Source organism: Geothrix mesophila, from assembly GCF_022808835.1.
Taxonomy (GTDB): Bacteria; Acidobacteriota; Holophagae; order Holophagales; family Holophagaceae; genus Geothrix; species Geothrix paludis.
Window position 1 is genome coordinate 469,217 of sequence record NZ_JAKZLD010000001.1, and the last position, 18,053, is coordinate 487,269.

An 18,053-nucleotide genomic window follows, 5' to 3' on the forward strand; every position below is an offset into this window, starting at 1 on the left:
GGCTTGGAATCGTGGATCGGATCCGGCCTATGCCCCCTCGCGCGACGGAATAATCGCGATGGCGGCGCAAATGATGGCGGAACCGGCGTGGGACATGGAAAGCCTGTTGGAAGGTCAAACTAGCACCGATTCCCAGGCGCCACAAGGCGATTCAGGGGTTCGTCCACGAGGGACTCGCTCCTTCCTCGTGAAGCGATGTATAGTGGTCCACCGCTCACCGGAGTCTTTGATGCTGCGCTTCCGTGCTTCCGCCGTGCTTCTCGTGGCCTGCGCCCTCGTGGCCCAGGATCGCGCTCCCCGCTTCGTCAGCTCGCCGGATGTGCATGGCGATCGCGTGGTGTTCACCTGGGAAAGCGACCTCTGGCTGGGCTCCCTCAAGGGCGGCATGGCCCGTCGCCTGACGTCGCATCCCGGCCTGGAGACCGCGGCCCGCTTCAGCCCCGATGGCAAGTGGATTGCCTTCACCGCCCAGTACGACGGGGCCACCGAGGCCTACGTCATGCCCGCCGAAGGCGGCATGCCGAAGCGCCTCACCTGGAGCGGGTACGCCTCCGTGCAGGGGTGGACGCCGGACAGCCTCCAGGTGGTGGTCAAGGCCCTCGGCGGGTACGACCGCCGCCCCATCGAACGACTCTTCACCGTCGATCTGGAAGGCCACGAGCCCGCCGCCCTCGCGGTCCCGCGGGCGGTCCAGGGCACCCTGTCGCCGGATGGCCAGCGCCTGGCCTACAGCTCCAAGGGACATGTCGAGTACTACTGGAAGCGCTACAAGGGCGGCCTGCACCAGGACCTCTGGCTGGCGGACCTGAAGACTGGCGGCTTCACGAAGCTGACGGACTACGTGGGCCGCAACGGCGCCCCCATCTGGGCGAACGGCAAAGTGCTCTTCGAGTCCGACCGCGGCGCCAACGGCATCACCAACCTCTATGCTGTCGATCCCGCCACCAAGGCCGTGGAGCAGCTCACGGACCTGAAGGACTTCGACGTGCAGCAGCCCAGCACGGACGGCCGCACGGTCGTCTTCGTGCAGGGCGGCCGCCTCCAGGCTCTCGATCTAGCCACGAAGGCCGTCCATGCTGTCCCCGTCATCACCGCCAGCGACGGCTGGAAGGTGGCGCCCCATCCTGTGAACCCCAAGGAGTGGATCCAGGCCATGAGCCTGACGGGCCAGACCGCCGTCTTCGAGGCCCGGGGAGAAGTCTTCCTCCTGCCCACGGACGCGGCGAAGCCCGCGAAGAACCTCACCCAGACGCCGGGCGTGCGCGAGCGGTTCCCGCGCCTGTCGCCGGACGGCAAGCGCGTGGCCTACTTCAGCGACGCCAGCGGCGACTACGACCTCTACGTGCAGCCCGCGGACGGCGGCGCGGCAGAGCGCATCCCCACGGGCCTCAAGACCGCCCTCTACCACCTGGAGTGGAGCCCGGACGGCACGAAGGTCCTCTTCGGCGACAAGAGCTTTGCCATCTATGTCATGGACGTGGCTACGAAGAAGCTCACCAAGGTGGACGAGTTCCACGACCTGAAGAACGACCAGTTCTCCTGGGAGGTGAGCGACTACGCCTGGGCGCCGGACTCCCAGTGGGTGGCCTACTCGGTGGTGGAGCCCAGCCGCAACGGTCGGATCGTTCTCTTCAACCTCGCCACGAAGCAAAAGGTGGCTCTGACGGACGGGTTCTACGACTGCGTGAACCCCACCTTCGACCAGGACGGCAGCACCCTCTACTTCCTGAGCTACAGCAACTTCCACACGAGGCTCGACCCCAGCCAGGACAACCACATCCAGTCCACGCCCGTGCAGGTCATGGCGGTGAAGCTGCGGGCCGGCGAGGAGAAGGCCGGCTCCTCTTCCTCCGCATCCGGCGCCTTCCGCATCGATGTGGCGGGGCTGTCCGACCGCATCGCGCCCCTGCCCGTGAAGCCCGGCAACCTCTTCCACCTCAAGGCCGGCCGCGGCATCGTCGGCTGGGACGAGGTCGAGGGCTGGGATGACAACGTGGTGGAGGAGTTCTACGCGCCCCGCGGCGCCGACAAGTGGAAGCTGCACCTCTATGACGCCTCCGCCAAGAAGGACAAGGAGGTGGTGCTGACCGACGCCATCAGCGACTGGACTTTCGATGCCGAGGGCCGGCGCCTGCTCCTCCGCAAGGGGCCGAACTTCCATGTGGGCGAGGCCGCGGCCGTGTTCACCTCCAAGGCCCTGCCCGAGAAGCTGGACCTGGAGCGGATGATCATGACCGCCGATCCCCGGGCCGAGTGGAAGCAGATCTTCGAGGACACCTGGCGCTGGTACCGGGACTTCTTCTACGACACGGCCATGAACGGCAACGACTGGGCCGCCATCGGCGCCAAGTACCGCGCCTGGCTCCCCGAGCTGAACTCGCGGCAGGAACTGAACTGGCTGCTGAGCCAGATGGTGGGCGAGCTGTGCGTGAGCCACACCTATGTGTCCGGCGGCGACCTGGGCCCGGCCAAGTTGGCTCCGAGCCCGGTCTATCCGGGGTTCCTCGGCGCCGATTTCAAGGTCGTGAACGGCGTCTACCGCTTCGCCAAGGTGTATGGCCCCACGGCCTACGCCCGCGACCTCAAGGCGCCCCTGGCTGACCCCGCGCCCAAGGTGAAGGAGGGCGACTACCTGCTGGCCATCGATGGCAAACCCCTCAAGGCCCCCGAGGCCATCGAGTCGCGCCTCCAGGTCATCAAGGGCCAGAAGGTCACGCTGACGGTGAACGCGAAGCCCACCATGGATGGCGCCCGCACCATCGAGGTCGAACCCGTCCCCAATGACGGGTCCCTGCGCTACGAGCACTGGGTGGCCGGCAACATCGCCGCCGTGGACAAGGCCTCCAACGGCCAGCTCGGCTACATGCACATCACGGCCATGGGCGACCAGAACATCGGCCAGTTCGACAAGTACTGGCGCGCCTTCCGCTACAAGAAGGGCATCGTGGTGGACGTGCGCGGCAACGGCGGCGGCTGGACCGAGTTCTTCATGATCGACAAGCTGGAGCGCAAGCAGGTGGGCTTCAACGTGCTGCGCGGCATGGGGCCCTTCCGCTACCCCGGCACCGCCAGCGACGGCCGCTACGTCTTCCTCACGAATGAGCAGAACGGCAGCGACGGCGAGGCCTTCCTCGAGCATGTGAAGGCGCGGAAGCTCGGCACCATCGTGGGCGTGCCCAGCTGGGGCGGCCTGGTGGGCATCATCAACACCCAGTTCACCCTGGACGGCGGCCGCGTCGAGCAGAGCAACAACGGCTTCTACGGCAAGGAAGGGAAGTGGTGGGTGGAGAACCACGGCGCCGACCCCGACCTCACCGTGGAGAACGACCCCGCCAGCCTCCTGCAGGGCCACGACCGCCAGCTCGAAGTGGGCATCGAGACCCTGCTGAAGCAGCTCAAGGAGAACCCGACACCGAGCTTTCCGGCGGTGCCGGCGTATCCAAAGCGATGACTCGTTCTCACTGAAATAAGGTCCACCAGCAAGGCACCAAGAAAAGACAAAGCAAGCTGCTGATAGACGACGGACGGACGGTGGTGGGAAAGTGGTCCCATTACCGTCCTCTTCGTTCATCGGTGTCTAAATGTGGCTAGGCTTTTCGTGAAAGCACCATGAGCGAATCAAGACTTACATTCGCAACGCAATCAGAGTGGGAAGCTTGGCTTGAGGGCAATGGCGGCACTTCGACCGGCGTATGGCTTCGCTTGGCAAAGAAGTCTGCCGAGCAACCAACGGTCACTTATGCAGAAGCGCTGGAAAGTGCTCTTTGCCATGGTTGGATTGATGGCCAAAAGCAATTAGAAGATCAGCACTATTGGCTTCAGCGATTTACACCGAGAACTGCCAAGAGCATCTGGTCGAAGATCAACAAGGAAAAGGCGGAGGCACTCATCACAGCGGGAAGGATGCGGCCAGCGGGTCTGGTCGCAATAGAACGCGCAAAGCTGGATGGAAGATGGGATGCGGCGTACTCATCAGCGAGCGCTTCGACCGTCCCTGACGACTTGCAGCAAGCTCTTGATGCAAACCTAAAAGCAAAAGCGTTTTTTGCAACGCTCAACAGCCAAAATAGGTATGCCATCTTGTTCCGAATTCAAAACGTCAAGAAGGCCGAGACACGTGCGAAGAAGATCACTCAATTCATTGAAATGCTAAGTGATGGCGGAAAGCCCCATCCATGACGCAATCGGTCTTACTGCATGCAAACAAGGCCCAACCCTGCGCTCAACCCGGATCCCACTTGCTTTCCTTCCGCCCCCTCTCAGCGTCCCGGTTCCACGGCTCCGCTCATCACCTCTCCGCATGCGGGGCCGGTATTATCCGTTAGCCATCTCTGAAACGATCAAGCCAAGAGACGCCACCATGCCCCCACGCGAAATCTCCAAGCTGCTCTTCACGACGGTCTATCCGCTGTACGTGCAGAAGGCCGAACGCAAGAACCGGACGAAGGAGGAGGTGGACACCATCATCTGCTGGCTGACGGGCTACAGCCGCGAGCAGCTCCGCCGCCACACCGCGGTGAACATTGATTTCCAGGATTTCTTCGATCAGGCCCCGGCGATCCACCCGAACAGCTCCAAGATCAAGGGTGTCGTGTGTGGCGTTCGCGTCGAGGACATCCAGGACCCCATCACGCAGAAGATCCGGTATCTCGACAAGCTCATCGACGAGCTCGCGAAGGGCAAATCCATGGACAAGATCTTGCGCCAGTAAAAGGTGGTGGCCCTCATGCAGGCCACCATCGCCACCCTGCGTTCCTGAACCGCCGTTCCGAGTTCCGACCATGCCCCTCGACTACCAGAGCCTGACCGCCGCCCAGAGACAGACCTGCCCCCTCTGCGGCGGGCCGAACGGGTGCGCCCCCGCCGCCTGTGGCCGTCTGGATGCGCCCTGCTGGTGCACCACCGTCACCTTCAACCCGGCTTCGCTGGCATTGGTCCCCGAGGAGCTCCGGAACGTGGTCTGTCTCTGCCGCCGCTGCGCCGAGGCGCCGCCGACAGAGCACCGTGGCTGATCGGCTGAAATAACAAAGTCTTGTTTTCGGCCTGACCCAGGCAGGAAAGCAAGGAACCGCGAATGACGCGAAAGGGCGCGAAATGCGGCGGGGATGGGCCGCCCAGGCCTTCGGCCCCCAGGCGCGCAATGCGCGACTGGCCACACGCGGGGCGGGAACGTCGGCTCCTGAAGACCGTCAGGCCCGCCCCGCGCGTGGAGACGGAAGCGGCATCGTTCGCCGTTCGCGCGCCCGCAGGGCGATTCGCGTCTTTCGCGGTTCGATCATTCCAGGCAGACAGAAGCCAATAACCAAGTCACAAAGAGCACCGCCAAGACGCCAAGAATCGCTTTTGCAGTTCTTGGTGCCTTGGTGTCTTGGTGGTGAATCAGTTGTTCCTTCGGGACTGAAGGCTGCCGGGATCAGAACCCCACGGTGTAGGCTCCATCCCGCATGAGCGGCGCGGCGCTGCCGTCGGCCATCGCGAGGTCCACCACCAACACCTTCACGTCGGGCTGGGTCTCGGGGACGTAGACGCGATCGATGTGGATGACGGCCTCGGGGCCGCTGAAATCCTTCGGTCCCACCTGGCCGCCGAAGTGGTCGCTGCGGCCGAAGGCGAGGTGGAGGCCCAGCTTCTCGTCCAGGAGGATCTCGCCGATGGGCTTCACGCCGAAGGCCGCGAGCACCCCCAGGCCCAGCTCCGCCAGGTTGCCGTAGGCGGGCTCCTGGGCGAGGTGGGCGGCTTCCTCCCGGGACTTGGGGCCTTGGCTGATCACCTCCAGCGCCTTGTTGCCTTCGATGCGGTAGCGCACCACTTCTGATCCGAACTGCACGGGCATGACGCCCGCCGTGCGGCTGGGGTCGCCATCGCGCTCGCCCTCGTAGGGCACGATGTAGGCCTCGCCCGAGGGCAGGTTCCCCGCCACACCCGGCGCGGGCAGCAGGCCGCCGGAGGCGTGACCCGTGCGGTGGCGCAGGTCCACGAAGAGCTCGCAGGGGCCGTCGGGGGTGCCGAAACGGAAGCTCGCGCCCTCGGCCCGGTCCAGCAGATCCTTCAGGAGGTTCACGCGGCGGTTCACCTCCGTGTAATCCAGGCGCAGGGCGGGGATCATGTCCGAGCGGAAGCCGGGCATGGTGGCGGCGCGGATGGGGTGGGTCTTCGCGGCCAGCTTGAGGGGCGCCGTGGCAGAGAACTTCGTGAGGGCGATGAGGATGGGGTGGCCGGCGTAGAGCTCGGCGAAGCTCACGGAGGCCGCGGAGTCCAGCGAATCGGCGGAGGGCAGGGGACCGCCGGCGTGGATCCAGGCGCGCTCGGGCAGGTCGCCGTTGTTGGTGTGGACGTTGGGGTAGACCACCAGCCGGGTCTCCAGTCCCAGTTCACGGCGGTGGGCGTTCAGCGAGTCAGCCCAGGCCTGGGCGATCGCTCGGCGCTCGATCCAGCCGGCGTCGTCCGGCACGTGCAGGTCCGGCAGGTCCACCAGGATGGCCAGGGCCTTGTCCTCCGGCCGCGGCTGAAACACCCGCTGCACCAGCGCCACCAGTTCGGGTCCCGTCAGGGCTTCGCTCATGCCTTCCTCCGCCTGCGAGGATGCCACAGGGCGACTGGGCTGGCATCCTGGAGGGATGGCGAAGAAGAAGCGCGGGTGGGGCGGACGGATCCTGGTGGTCCTGGGCTGGATGCTGGGCCTGTTTCTGGGGATCAGCGTGGTGCTGGTGGCGGTGTTCCGCTTTGTGCCCGTGCCCGTGTCGGCCCTCATGGTGCAGCGCCGGGTGGAATCCTGGTCCAGCGGCAAGCCCTATGTCTCCCATCATCGCTGGGTGCCCCTGGAGGACATCTCGCCCAGCCTGGGCGCGGCGGTGATCGCCGCCGAGGACCAGAACTTCCCGGACCACTTCGGCTTCGACTGGGACGCCATCGAGAAGGCCGTCCAGCACAACGAGCACAGCCGCAAGAAGCGCGGCGCCTCCACGGTGTCCCAGCAGACGGCCAAGAACCTCTTCCTGTGGAACACCCGCTCCTGGACGCGAAAGGGCGCGGAAGCCTGGTTCACGCTGATGATCGAGCTGGGCTGGTCGAAGAAGCGGATCCTGGAGGTCTACCTGAACATCGTGGAGTTCGGGGATGGCGTCTACGGGGCCGAGGCCGCGGCCCGCACCTATTTCGGCAAGCCCGCCAAGCGCCTCACGCCCGGCGAGGCGGCCCTGCTGGCGGCCGTGCTCCCCAACCCCCGCAAGTTCCGCGCGAATGCCCCCAGCGACTATGTCCGGGGCCGCCAGGCCTGGATCCTGAACCAGATGCGGCAGCTGGGCGGCGAGCAGATGGTGAAGGAGATGGAGGCGAAGCTCTGACCTAGTGCCAGACCAGATCCCCCTCGCGGGGGCTGTGGCGCAGCTCGACGGCGCCGGCCTGGGCGCAGAGGGCGGGGCCCTGATCGAAGCGCTGGGCCAGGCCCTCCGGCAGGCCGGGATGCGCCGCGACGCCCACCCAGCCGTCCCGGCCAGAGCGCTTGGCGGCGTAGAGACAGCGGTCGGCCACGCGCACCTGGTCCTCCCAGGAGGCGGCCTCGAGGTGGTCCGACTGGAAGGGGAAGAGCGAGAAGCCGATGGAGCAGGTGATCTGGATCGGTTGCGGCAGGCCCAGGTTGAAGGCGTGCTCCCGGATGGCCTGGTGGAGGCGCGCCACCACCGTGGCGGCGCCATCGAGATCGGCGGTGTGGCCCACGAAGAGGATCTCCTCGCCGCCCCACCGGATGAGGAAGTCGGACTCGCGGGCCTCGTGGCGGAGGACGTCCGCCACCTGCTTCAGGGCCAGGTCGCCCGCGGCGTGGCTCCAGGTGTCGTTCACGCGCTTGAAGTGGTCCAGGTCGATCATGGCGAAGACGAGGCAGGTCTCGCTGGGGCTGTGCTCCGCGGCCAGGTGGTCGCGCTGGGCGCGCAGGACGAGGGCGATGACCGGCGGCAGTTCCTCTTCCAGGTAGCGCCGGTTGCGCAGGCCCGTGAGGGGATCCGTCGTGGAGATGGTGGCCAGGGCCAGGTTGCTCAGCTCCAGGGCTTCGGTGCGCTGGTAGACCAGGACCTTCAGCTCCTCGTTGCGCTTCTCCAGGAGACGCAGCCGCCACCGGAAGGCCATCAACCCGGCGCACACGGCAAGGCCGCCCCAGACGGGCCAGGCCCACCAGCGCAGCCACCAGGGGTGCAGCACCAGGAAGGTCACGGCGGCCACCGGGCCGGCCGTGCCGTCATCCAGCAGGGCCCGGACTTCCAGCCGGTAGGGACCGGGCGGAAGGGCCTGGTAGCGGAGGTCCTGGGTGGGGATGTCCACCCAGCCCTCGTCGAGACCGGTCAGGCGGGACTGGAAGCGGATCCGCCCTTCGTGTTCGAAGGTCAGGGAGGTGAAGTGGGCGGCCAGCGTGCGGTTCCCGTAGGACACGGGTCCCAGGTCCACCGGGCCAGCGAAGGGGTGGCTCCATTGGCGGTCCCCCAGCCGGAAGGAAACAAAGAGGGTCGAAGGCGGATTCTGGGCCTGGAACCGCCGCTCGGGGCTGTGGTGGAGAAGCCCCGCCGTGGAGCCGAACCAGACGCCGCCATCCGCGTCCACCCAGGTGGAGAAGGGATTGCAATCCGTGCTCGTCAGGCCGTCCTCCCGCCTGAACAGGCGGTGCTCCGTCCCATCCACCCATTGGACGCCGCGGGGACCCCCCACCCACAGGCGGCCCGCGGCATCCGCCGCCAGGCTGTAGACCGAATCGCTGGCGAGACCTTCCTTGCGGGTCCAGTGCCGCACCACCCTGGGTGCCTCGCCCCGGAGGTCCACGAGCGTGAGCCCCATGGGTTCCCGGTACGCCACCCAGGCGGTTCCATCGGGCAGGGGCGCCAGGGCCGCGAGAGGGGCTGGCCGGAGGCCGATGTCCCGCCCCCAGCTCCGCCAGGTGTCGCCATCCCGGCGGGCCAGTCCTTGTCCCGTGGCTGCCCAGAGGCGGCCCTGGGCGTCCTCGTGAAGGGCGGTGATGGCGTCCTCGGCGGTGGTTCCGGGGATCTCCGCCCGGTGGAATTCGGGATGCCCGGCGGGATCCGAGACGCGCCACAGGCCGTCATGGCTGGTCCCCACCCACAGATCGCCGTGCCGATCGAAGGTCAATGCCACGGGGATCGCCAAGGCTTTCGAGGGGGGCAGCGGGATCTGCGTCAGCCGCGACCGGTCCGGGCTGATGCGGATCAGGAAGGGATGTTCGCCGGCGCCCCAGATGGAGCCATCGGCGCTTTCCCGGAGCGCGTAGAGCACCAGCCCTGTGGCGGCGGGAAAGGGCACCGGGCCCTTGGCCTCCATGCGGGCGAGGCCGCCGCTGGTGTCGATCCAGAGCACGCCGGAGCGGTCCCGCAGCAGGCCCCAGATGTTGTCCGCGGGCAGGCCGTCCAGCCGCGTGAAGTTCTCCCAGGCGCCGCGGCCGAGGAGGCGGTGCAGGCCCAGGCTGGCCACCCAGAGGTTGCCCGCCGCGTCGACGAAGGCCTGGTTGGCCCAACCCGAGGGCAGCCCGCGGGTTTCGTCCAGGATCCTCCAGGAGCGGTCGGTGAAGTGGAGCAGGCCCTTGGCGGTGGGGACGAACACGCCGCCGTCGCCGTCGGGGCAGAGGGACTCCTCGTAGAAGCTGACGCCCAGGGGCGGGAGGCCCAGGGCCGGAAGGGTCAGGCGCGTGCCCTTGGGGGCGAGCACGCGCAGCTGGCTGGGAGTCCGTACCCAGAGGGTGCCCGAGCGGGTCTTCAGCAGGGCCTTCACCTGCTCAGCGGGCACCCCTTCGCGAGCCGACCAGGCCTTCCAGGTGCCATCTCCGCCGCGCTGGTGGAGGATGGATGACCCGCCCACCCAGAGGGTCTCGCCGTCCAGGCCCAGCGAATAGGCCGGGCCTCCCGGCCAGCCCGCGGCCGGCTTGAAACGGGGCCCGCCATCCTCGCTCTCGAACAGGCCCGACTCCGCGGCGACCCAGACGTTGCCCTGGGTGTCGCGCAGGATCTGGTGGATCTGCGCCCTGGCCAGGGGATCCGTGGGGTCGAGGGGCTGGATCTGGCCCTGGCGCAGCAGGCAGAGGCCTGCCCGGGTGCCGATCCAGAGGCTGCCGTCCTCGTTGGGGCCGAACGCGCGGACCCAGGCCGAGGGCAGGCCTTCGGGGAGACTCCACAAGCGGAAGCCCGCCCCGTCGAAGCGGTAGGCGCCACCTTCGGTCCCCACCCAGAGAAAGCCTTCCGCGTCCTGGGCGATGGCGCTGAGGCTCGTGTGCTCCAGGCCTTCCGCGGGGCCGTAGCTGCGGAAGACCATGCGCCCGGAGACGGGAAGGCCTGCAGCCGGGGCGCCCAGCGCGAGACTGGCGAGCAGGAGGAGGCGGGCGAGGTGGAGGAGGAGGCGCATGGACCGGTCAGATTCCATCCTATCGGATGATCGACGCCGGATCTTTCCTATTGGTGGGTTGGCCGAATCTTTCCATGGGACTGAGCAGTGGGAGGATCTAGATCACGGATTCCCGACCTGCCGGTTTTCAGTGTCAGCGCGAGGTATAGAATGAACCATCTTCCAGGAGGAATCTCATGAAGCCCCCCGTTCGCGTGGCCGTCACCGGCGCAGCCGGCCAGATCGGATACAGCATCCTCTTCCGCATCGCCAGTGGCGCGATGCTGGGCGAGGACCAGCCGGTGATCCTGCAGCTCCTGGAGATCACCCCGGCCCTGAAGGCGCTGAACGGCGTGGTCATGGAACTCAAGGATTGTGCTTTCCCCCTGCTGGCGGGCGTCGTCACCTCCGATGATCCCAAGGTCGCCTTCAAGGATGCGGATTACGCGCTGCTCGTGGGCGCCCTGCCGCGCAAGGCCGGCATGGAGCGCAGCGACCTGCTGAGCGCCAACGGCGGCATCTTCAAGCCCCAGGGCGAGGCCCTGAGCGAAGTGGCCAGCCGCAACGTGAAGGTGCTGGTGGTGGGCAACCCGGCCAACACCAACGCCCTGATCGCGCTTTCCAACGCGCCCAAGCTGAAGCCCAGCCAGTTCCACGCCATGGTGCGCCTGGACCACAACCGCGCCATCTCCCAGCTCGCCGAGAAGACCGGCAAGCCCGTCACCGCCATCCAGAAGATGACCATCTGGGGCAACCACAGCACCACCCAGTTCCCCGACCTCTACCACGCCACCGTCGACGGCAAGAACGCCTACGACCTGGTCAATGACCACGAGTGGTACGAGAAGACCTTCATCCCCACCGTCGCCAAGCGCGGCGCGGCCATCATCGAGGCCCGCGGCCTCAGCAGCGCCGCCAGTGCCGCCAGCGCCGCCATCGCCCACATGCGCTCCTGGGCGCTGGGCACCCCCGAGGGCGACTGGACCAGCATGGCCTTCCCCTCCGACGGCAGCTACGGCGTGCCCCAGGGTCTGGTCTACGGCTACCCCGTCACCGTGAAGAACGGCCAGGTGGAGATCGTGAAGGGTCTGGAGATCAACGCCTTCAGCCGCGCCAAGATGGACGCCACCGCCAAGGAACTCGAAGAGGAGCGCCAGGCGGTGAGGGACCTGGGCCTGGTCAAGTAGGAATCCCCGCCAACGGGGAAACCAAGTGGAAGCGCAGGGGGAGCGATCCCCTTGCGCTTTTTTACAATGGCGGGCCGGGGCCTGGAACCTATGCTTGGTTTGAGCCGGAGGTGGACCATGATCGAACAGGTCGAACGGCGCAAGAAGCCCTGGAGCCGGATCGTCGGCGTGGAGCGGCGGGCGGCGCCGCTGCACGATCTGGCCGGACATCCCCTGCCGGACCCCACGCGGCTGGAGGACGAGGAGTTCGTGGCCGCCCAAGCCGAACTCGAGGCGGCCAGGAGAAAGGCCGCCAGGAAAGGCGAACCGAAGGATGACCCGGACTGGTTCGACTAGATCTTTCGTGTCTTGACAGGTAGAAGTCCCTGGAGGACAGTGGCCGGGCTTCCAGGATGCCCATGGCCCACGTCGCCTTCACCCGCAACCTCCAGCGCCACGTGGCCTGCCCGCCCTGCGCGGTGGCGGGCGGCACGGTGCGGGAGAGTCTGGAGGCCGCCTTCACCCTGTACCCGAGGCTGCGGGGCTACGTGCTGGACGAGCATGGCGCCCTGAGGTTCCACATGGCCGTCTTCGTGGACGGCGTGCCCATCGCGGATCGCCGGGGGCTCAGCGATCCCGTGTCTACGGCCAGCGAGATCTACGTCATGCAGGCCCTTTCCGGAGGCTGAGATGGACCAGCTGCTGATTTCCACCCGCAAGGGGCTCTTCTCCGCCCGCCGCACCCAGCGGGGTGTCTGGGACCTGGAGTCGGTGTCCTTCCTGGGCGACAACGTCTCTCTGGCCATGCAGGATCCCCGCGACGGCGCCTGGTACGCGGCCCTGGACCACGGCCACTTCGGGGCCAAGCTGCACCGCTCGAAGGATCGCGGCGCCACCTGGGAGGAGCTCGGCGTGCCCGCCTATCCCACCCCGCCCGAGGGCCATGTGGAGAAGGACTTCCTGGGCCGGGAGATTCCCTGGCGTCTCATCCGCTTCTGGTGCCTCACGCCGGGGCTGGCCTCGCAACCAGGCCTGCTCTGGGCGGGCACGCTGCCGGGCGGCCTTTTCTGGAGCGAGGATTCCGGCGCCACCTGGCACCTGGTGGAATCGCTCTGGCACATGCCGGAGCGCCGCAAGTGGGCCGGCGGAGGCGCCGACTCGCCCGGCATCCACTCCGTCTGCGTGGATCCCCGGGATGGGAACCGCGTGGTGGTGGCCGTCTCCAGCGGCGGCGTGTGGCACACGAAGGACCTGGGGAAGACCTGGAGCGCCCACACCAAGGGCATGCGCGCCGACTACGCGCCGCCGGAGCTGGTGGAGGCGCCGGAATCCCAGGACCCGCATCGCATGGTGCAGTGCCCCGGGGCGCCGAACGTCTGGTGGATCCAGCACCACAACGGCATCTTCCGCAGCACCGACGACGCCATGACCTGGACCGAGATCAAGAACGTGAAGCCCTCGGTCTTCGGCTTCCCCGTGGTGGTGCATCCGAAGGATCCCGACACGGCCTGGTTCGTGCCTGCGATCAAGGACGAACGCCGCATCCCCGTGGAAGGCCGCGTGGTGGTGAACCGCACCCGCGACGGCGGCCGCACCTTCGAGACGCTGGGTCGCGGTCTGCCCGAGTCCTGGGCCTACGATCTGGTCTACCGCCACGGACTGGATCTCGACGACAGCGGCGAGCGCCTGGCCTTCGGCTCCACCACGGGTTCCGTGTGGATCAGCGAGAACAGCGGCGACGACTGGATCACCCTCGCGGAGCACCTGCCACCGGTGCATGCGGTGCTGTTCGTGTAGCGACCGGGTACCATGGACGACTGGCGCGGCGGACCCTCCGCCCGCCGCTTCCCGGAGGATTCGTGACCCGCATGGCCCGCACCCTGGCTGCCCTGATGTTCGGTGGCACCCTGCTGATGGCACAGCTCCCCAACCCGCTGGGCCTGCCGGATCCCCTGGGCCTCTCCAAGAGCCCTGCGCCGAGCCGGGATGGCCGCCGAGCCGAGCGGAAGCCCAGCCGGGAGCGGGACCACGGCAGGCACAAGGGCCAGGAGAAGCGCGCGGGTCGGGAGCGTGAGGGCCGGGAGCGCAAGGGGCATGACCGGCACTAGGATCCGGCCCCTGGGCGAGGCGGCATGAGCGAACAGCGGATCATCTTCCAGGGAAACCGCCTCTGGCTCGCGCCGGAGGCGTCCTTACCCGAGGTGGAGGCGGAGCTTCGGCTGCGCCTGCCCGAGGGACATCTGGCGCTGAGGGTGGCCGAGGATCATCCGGTGCCCGAGGGCGTGGAGGCCGTGGGCCTGCGCGATGCCTTCCCCCGCATGGACCCGGAGGCATGGGCCAGGGCGGGCCGGGCCAGCCAGTGGCTGGAGTGGGCGGCGGGACACCGCTTCTGCGGGAGCTGCGCCACGGCCCTGGAGCCCTGCGAAGGGCCCGAGGCAGGGCATGGTCGCCGCTGCCCGGCCTGCGGGCGGACGGTGTTCCCCTCCAACGCCACGGCCATCATCGTGCTCATCCAGCGCGGGGCAGGGGCGGAGCGGGAGCTGGCCCTGGCGCGCTCGCCCCACTTCAAGCCCGGCGTGTACAGCGCCATCGCCGGCTTCACCGAGCCCGGGGAATCCCTGGAGCAGGCCGTCCACCGCGAGGTGGCCGAGGAGCTGGGCATCCGCGTCCATCATCTGCGCTACTTCGGCAGCCAGCCCTGGCCCTTCCCCAACGGCCTCATGGTGGCCTTCCTGGCCGACCACCTCGACGGCGAGCTGCGGCCCGATCCCGCCGAACTGGAGGACGCCCGCTGGTTCCGCCTCGACGCCCTCCCCGACCTGCCCGCCCCCCTCAGCATCGCGAGATGGATGCTGGATGCCGCTGTGGCGGGGAAGACGGATCAGCCACGGATGAACACGGATTCACACGGATGAAAACAAAGGGCGGGATCGCTCCCGCCCTTCCGTCTTCCTCTACGTTCTCCGCGTTCTCTGCGGTTGGCGTCCTCTAGCTGCACCCGGTGGTGGCTCCACAGGTCTGGCACTTCATGCAGGCGCCGTTTCTGACGAGGGTGAGGTGGCCGCACTCGGGGCAGGGGTCGCCGGTGTAGCCCTTCTCGCGGGCAGCCTGCGCCGCGGAGACGGCCTTGGCTGCGCCCACGAGCACGGGCTGGAGGACCGGCTGCGGCGCAGGGGCGGGCGCAGCGGCGGCGGGTTCGGCCCCGGCCTCGGGGAAGGGCAGGGGCGTGCCCGTGGGCAGGCTGGGCAGGGCGCCGGCCAGGCCTGGCGCCTGGCTGCCGGGGCGCAGGCCCGTGGCGGCGTTCACGATCTGCTCGGGCTCCACATGGGCCAGGTCGTAGCGGCCCAGGTAGCTGATGGCCAGCTCGCGGAACACGAAGTCGATGATGCTGGTGCTCATCTTGATCGTGTCGCTGCCCATGACCATGCCACCGGGCTCGAAGCGGGTGAACAGGAAGGCGTCGCAGAACTCTTCCAGGGGCACACCGTGCTGGAGGCCCATGCTCACGGCGATGGCGAAGCAGTTGAGCACGGCGCGGAAGGCGGCGCCCTCCTTGTGGATGTCGAGGAAGATCTCGCCGAGGCTGCCGTCCTCGTATTCCCCGGTGCGGAGGTAGAGCTTGGTGCCGCCCACGGTGGCCGCCTGGGTGTAGCCGCCCCGGCGGTTGGGCATGCGGCGCCGGTAGGTGCGCACCAGCTGCTGCGTGAGCGCCTGGGCGACGGCGGGGGCCTTCTCGGTGGCGGTGGCCTGCTCGTCCAGCAGCGTGTCGGCGCCGTCCAGCAGGTCGAGGTTGGTGGCCATGGCCTGGCTCATCTTGGAGCCGTCGCGGTAGAGCGCCACGGCCTTGAGCATGAGCTGCCAGCTGGCCTCGTAGATCTTCCCGATCTCGGCCACGGTGGCCTCGGCGGGCAGGTTGATGGTCTTGCTGATGGCGCCGCTGAGGAAGGGCTGGGCAGCGCCCATCATCTTCAGGTGGCCCATGGGGGCGATGTAGCGCTTGCCGGTGCGGCCGCAGCGGTTGGCGCAGTCGAAGATGGGCAGGTGCTCATCCTTGAGGTGGGGCGCGCCTTCCACGGTCATGGTGCCCGCCAGGGCCAGCAGGAAGGTTTCCACCTGCTCGGCGCTGAAGTCCTTCTTCAGGCGTTCGACGTCGATGGCGTAGGCGGGATCGAAGGCTGTGGGGAGCTTCTGCTCCACGACGGCGATCTCCTCCTCCGCCCAGCCGGCCCCCTTCAGCATGGAGCGGGTGATACCGGGAGTCTCGTCGGTGATCTGGAGCCAGCCCACCACGTGGCGCTCGATCTCCTGGATCTGTGCGGGCGCATAGCCGAGGCGGGCCAGGGCCTCGGGAATGGCGCGGTTCACCAGCTTGAAGTAGCCGCCGCCGGCCAGCTTCTTGAACTTCACGAGGGCGAAGTCGGGCTCGACGCCGGTGGTGTCGCAGTCCATGAGCAGGCCGATGGTGCCCGTGGGCGCCAGCACGGTCACCTGGGCGTTGCGGTAGCCCCACTGCTCGCCGTAGGCGAGGGCGGTGTCCCAGCTTTCGCGGGCGGCCTCGACGAGGCTCTTGGGCACGCCGGTGCCGGTGAGGCCCTGGGGCACGATGGAGAGCTGCTCGTACTCGGAGTCCGGGGCGTTATAGGCGGCGCGGCGGTGGTTGCGGACGACGCGCAGCATGTGCTGGGCGTTCTTCTGGTAGCTGGGGAAGGGGCCCAGCTCCCGGGACATCTCCGCGCTGGCGGCGTAGGCGTCGCCCGTGAGGATGGCCGTCAGGGCCGCGCACCACTGGGTGCCTTCGGCGCTGTCGTAGGGGATGCCCATGCGCATGAGCATGGCGCCCAGGTTGGCGTAGCCGAGGCCCAGGGTGCGGAAGTCGTAGCTGCGCTGGGCAATGGCTTCGCTGGGGAACTGGGCCATGAGCACGCTGATCTCGAGGACCACGGTCCAGAGGCGGATGGCGTGGCGGTAGCCCGCCAGGTCGAAGCCGCCGTCGTCCGTGAGGAAGGTGCACAGGTTCAGGGAGGCCAGGTTGCAGGCGGTGTCATCCAGGAACATGTACTCGGAGCAGGGGTTGCTCGCGTTGATGGGCCCGTCCTCGGGGCAGGTGTGCCAGTCGTTGATGGTGGTGTTGAACTGGATGCCGGGGTCGGCGCAGGCCCAGGCGGCCTTGTTCACCTTCTCCCAGAGGTCCCTGGCCCGGAGCTTCTTGCTGGTCTTGCCGTCGATGCGCCGCTTCAGGTCCCAGTCGCCATCGATCTCCATGGCGCGCATGAAGGCGTCGGGCACGCGGACGGAGTTGTTGGAGTTCATGCCGCCCACGGTGTAGTAAGCGTCGCCATCCCAGGAGGTGTCATAGCCCTTGAGGTCGCGGTCGAAGTCGCCGTCGGCCAGGCGGCCCAGGCACTGGGTGAGGAAGGCCGGCGGCACGCCCTCGCGCTTGGCGCGGGCCAGGGCCTTGCGCAGAGCCTCGTTGGTCTTGGGGTCGGCATCCTTGCTGGTGGAGCCCTCCACGGACTGGCAGAGGGCATCCCAGTGGCGGCGCACGACGGCGCTGCCGGCGGCCAGCATGGCGACCTTGCGCTCTTCGGTCACCTTCCAGTCGATGAAGGCCTCGATGTCGGGGTGGTCCAGGTCGAGGCAGACCATCTTGGCGGCACGACGGGTGGTGCCACCGCTCTTGATGGCGCCCGCGGCGCGGTCGCCCACGGCCAGGAAGCTCATGAGGCCGGAGCTGCGGCCGCCGCCGGAGAGGGGCTCCTCTGAGCCGCGCACCTTGGAGAAGTTGGTGCCCGTCCCCGAGCCGTACTTGAAGATGCGGGCCTCGCGGGTCCACAGGTCCATGATGCCACCCTCGTTCACGAGGTCGTCGGCCACGCTCTGGATGAAGCAGGCATGGGGCTGGGGGCGCTCGTAGGCCGAGGTGGATCGCGTCATCTCGCCGGTCCGCGGATCCACATAGCTGTGGCCCTGGGCCGGGCCCGCGATGCCGTAGGCGTAGTGCAGGCCCGTGTTGAACCACTGCGGGGAGTTGGGGGCGCACATCTGGTCGGCGAGCATGTAGGTCAGCTCGTCGTAGAAGGCCTGGGCGTCGTCAGCGGAATCGAAGTAGCCGTGGGTCTCGCCCCAGTGGCGCCAGCAGCCCGCCAGCCGGTGGAAGACCTGGCGCGCGTCCTTCTCCCCGCCGTTCTGGGCGTCGATGCCCTTCCGGCGGAAGTACTTCTGGGCCAGGATGTCCACGGCCACCTGGGACCAGGCCTCCGGCACCATCACGTCCTTGGCCTCGAAGACCACGGTGCCGTCGAGCTTGGAGATCCGGCTGGTCCGGGGGACGAAGCGGAAGCCTTCCAGGGGGTCGTGGCCTGCCTTGGTGAAATGGCGGGAGATCTTCATGGTCGGTCCTGGGGGTCGGGGTGGGGGGAGGGTTCGAGGAGAAGGCTTTCCCGGAGGCGCGCAGAGCCATCCCCTGTTCCGGGGCGCTTTGGGGGGTGACCTCTATGGGTTGTGCCGGGAGAA

At 67.9% G+C, this 18,053-nt stretch carries 14 protein-coding genes; 11 read left to right on the plus strand and 3 right to left on the minus strand.

All coding sequences use genetic code 11. From position 1 onward, the window contains the following. Positions 1-229 precede the first annotated feature (229 nt). The 4 genes from MLG87_RS02190 to MLG87_RS02205 all read left to right on the plus strand — a co-directional run bounded on the left by MLG87_RS02190 (position 230) and on the right by MLG87_RS02205 (position 5,012). Positions 230-3,451, plus strand: coding sequence for a S41 family peptidase (locus MLG87_RS02190; protein WP_243293589.1), 3,222 nt, complete (start codon positions 230-232; stop codon positions 3,449-3,451). Positions 3,452-3,609: 158 nt separating this feature from the next. Further along, positions 3,610-4,179, plus strand: a complete 570-nt coding sequence (locus MLG87_RS02195) for a YdeI/OmpD-associated family protein (protein WP_243293590.1) — start codon at positions 3,610-3,612, stop codon at positions 4,177-4,179. Between the two features lie 181 nt (positions 4,180-4,360). Continuing rightward, a complete protein-coding gene (locus tag MLG87_RS02200; protein WP_243293591.1) occupies positions 4,361-4,711 on the plus strand; it encodes a DUF2200 domain-containing protein in 351 nt (116 codons plus the stop codon). Positions 4,712-4,781: 70 nt separating this feature from the next. Next, the gene (locus tag MLG87_RS02205) at positions 4,782-5,012 is read left to right on the plus strand and encodes a cysteine-rich CWC family protein (RefSeq protein ID WP_243293592.1); all 231 of its coding nucleotides are present in this window, start codon (positions 4,782-4,784) and stop codon (positions 5,010-5,012) included. A 401-nt stretch (positions 5,013-5,413) separates the two neighbouring features. Here MLG87_RS02205 and MLG87_RS02210 read toward each other — a convergent pair whose 3' ends face one another. Further along, a complete protein-coding gene (locus tag MLG87_RS02210; RefSeq protein ID WP_243293593.1) occupies positions 5,414-6,562 on the minus strand; it encodes a M29 family metallopeptidase in 1,149 nt (382 codons plus the stop codon). A gap of 109 nt (positions 6,563-6,671) precedes the next feature. Between MLG87_RS02210 and mtgA the strand changes: the two genes are divergently transcribed. Further along, a complete protein-coding gene (gene mtgA / locus MLG87_RS02215) occupies positions 6,672-7,343 on the plus strand; it encodes a monofunctional biosynthetic peptidoglycan transglycosylase (protein ID WP_425250878.1) in 672 nt (223 codons plus the stop codon). 1 nt (position 7,344) lies between these two features. On the opposite strand, the gene MLG87_RS02220 is transcribed toward mtgA, so the two are convergent. Next, positions 7,345-10,395 carry a ligand-binding sensor domain-containing diguanylate cyclase gene (locus MLG87_RS02220; protein WP_243293595.1) on the minus strand — a complete coding sequence of 1,017 codons (3,051 nt, stop codon included), beginning with the start codon at positions 10,393-10,395 and terminating at the stop codon, positions 7,345-7,347. A gap of 176 nt (positions 10,396-10,571) precedes the next feature. Between MLG87_RS02220 and MLG87_RS02225 the strand changes: the two genes are divergently transcribed. From MLG87_RS02225 to nudC, 6 genes are all read left to right on the plus strand, one after another. Then, entirely contained in the window at positions 10,572-11,561 is a 990-nt protein-coding gene (locus MLG87_RS02225; RefSeq protein ID WP_243293596.1) for a malate dehydrogenase, read from the plus strand. A gap of 117 nt (positions 11,562-11,678) precedes the next feature. Beyond that, entirely contained in the window at positions 11,679-11,897 is a 219-nt protein-coding gene (locus MLG87_RS02230; protein WP_243293597.1) for a hypothetical protein, read from the plus strand. Positions 11,898-11,959: 62 nt separating this feature from the next. Beyond that, positions 11,960-12,229: a MoaD/ThiS family protein gene (locus MLG87_RS02235; protein ID WP_243293598.1), complete on the plus strand. Its 270-nt coding sequence runs from the start codon at positions 11,960-11,962 to the stop codon at positions 12,227-12,229. A gap of 1 nt (position 12,230) precedes the next feature. After that, positions 12,231-13,337, plus strand: coding sequence for a WD40/YVTN/BNR-like repeat-containing protein (locus tag MLG87_RS02240; RefSeq protein ID WP_243293599.1), 1,107 nt, complete (start codon positions 12,231-12,233; stop codon positions 13,335-13,337). 62 nt (positions 13,338-13,399) lie between these two features. Then, the gene (locus tag MLG87_RS02245; RefSeq protein WP_243293600.1) at positions 13,400-13,648 is read left to right on the plus strand and encodes a hypothetical protein; all 249 of its coding nucleotides are present in this window, start codon (positions 13,400-13,402) and stop codon (positions 13,646-13,648) included. Between the two features lie 24 nt (positions 13,649-13,672). After that, on the plus strand, positions 13,673-14,455 hold the full coding sequence (gene nudC / locus MLG87_RS02250) for an NAD(+) diphosphatase (protein WP_243293601.1): 783 nt from the start codon (positions 13,673-13,675) through the stop codon (positions 14,453-14,455). Between the two features lie 73 nt (positions 14,456-14,528). Here nudC and MLG87_RS02255 read toward each other — a convergent pair whose 3' ends face one another. After that, positions 14,529-17,930 carry an adenosylcobalamin-dependent ribonucleoside-diphosphate reductase gene (locus tag MLG87_RS02255; protein WP_243293602.1) on the minus strand — a complete coding sequence of 1,134 codons (3,402 nt, stop codon included), beginning with the start codon at positions 17,928-17,930 and terminating at the stop codon, positions 14,529-14,531. Positions 17,931-18,053: the final 123 nt, after the last annotated feature.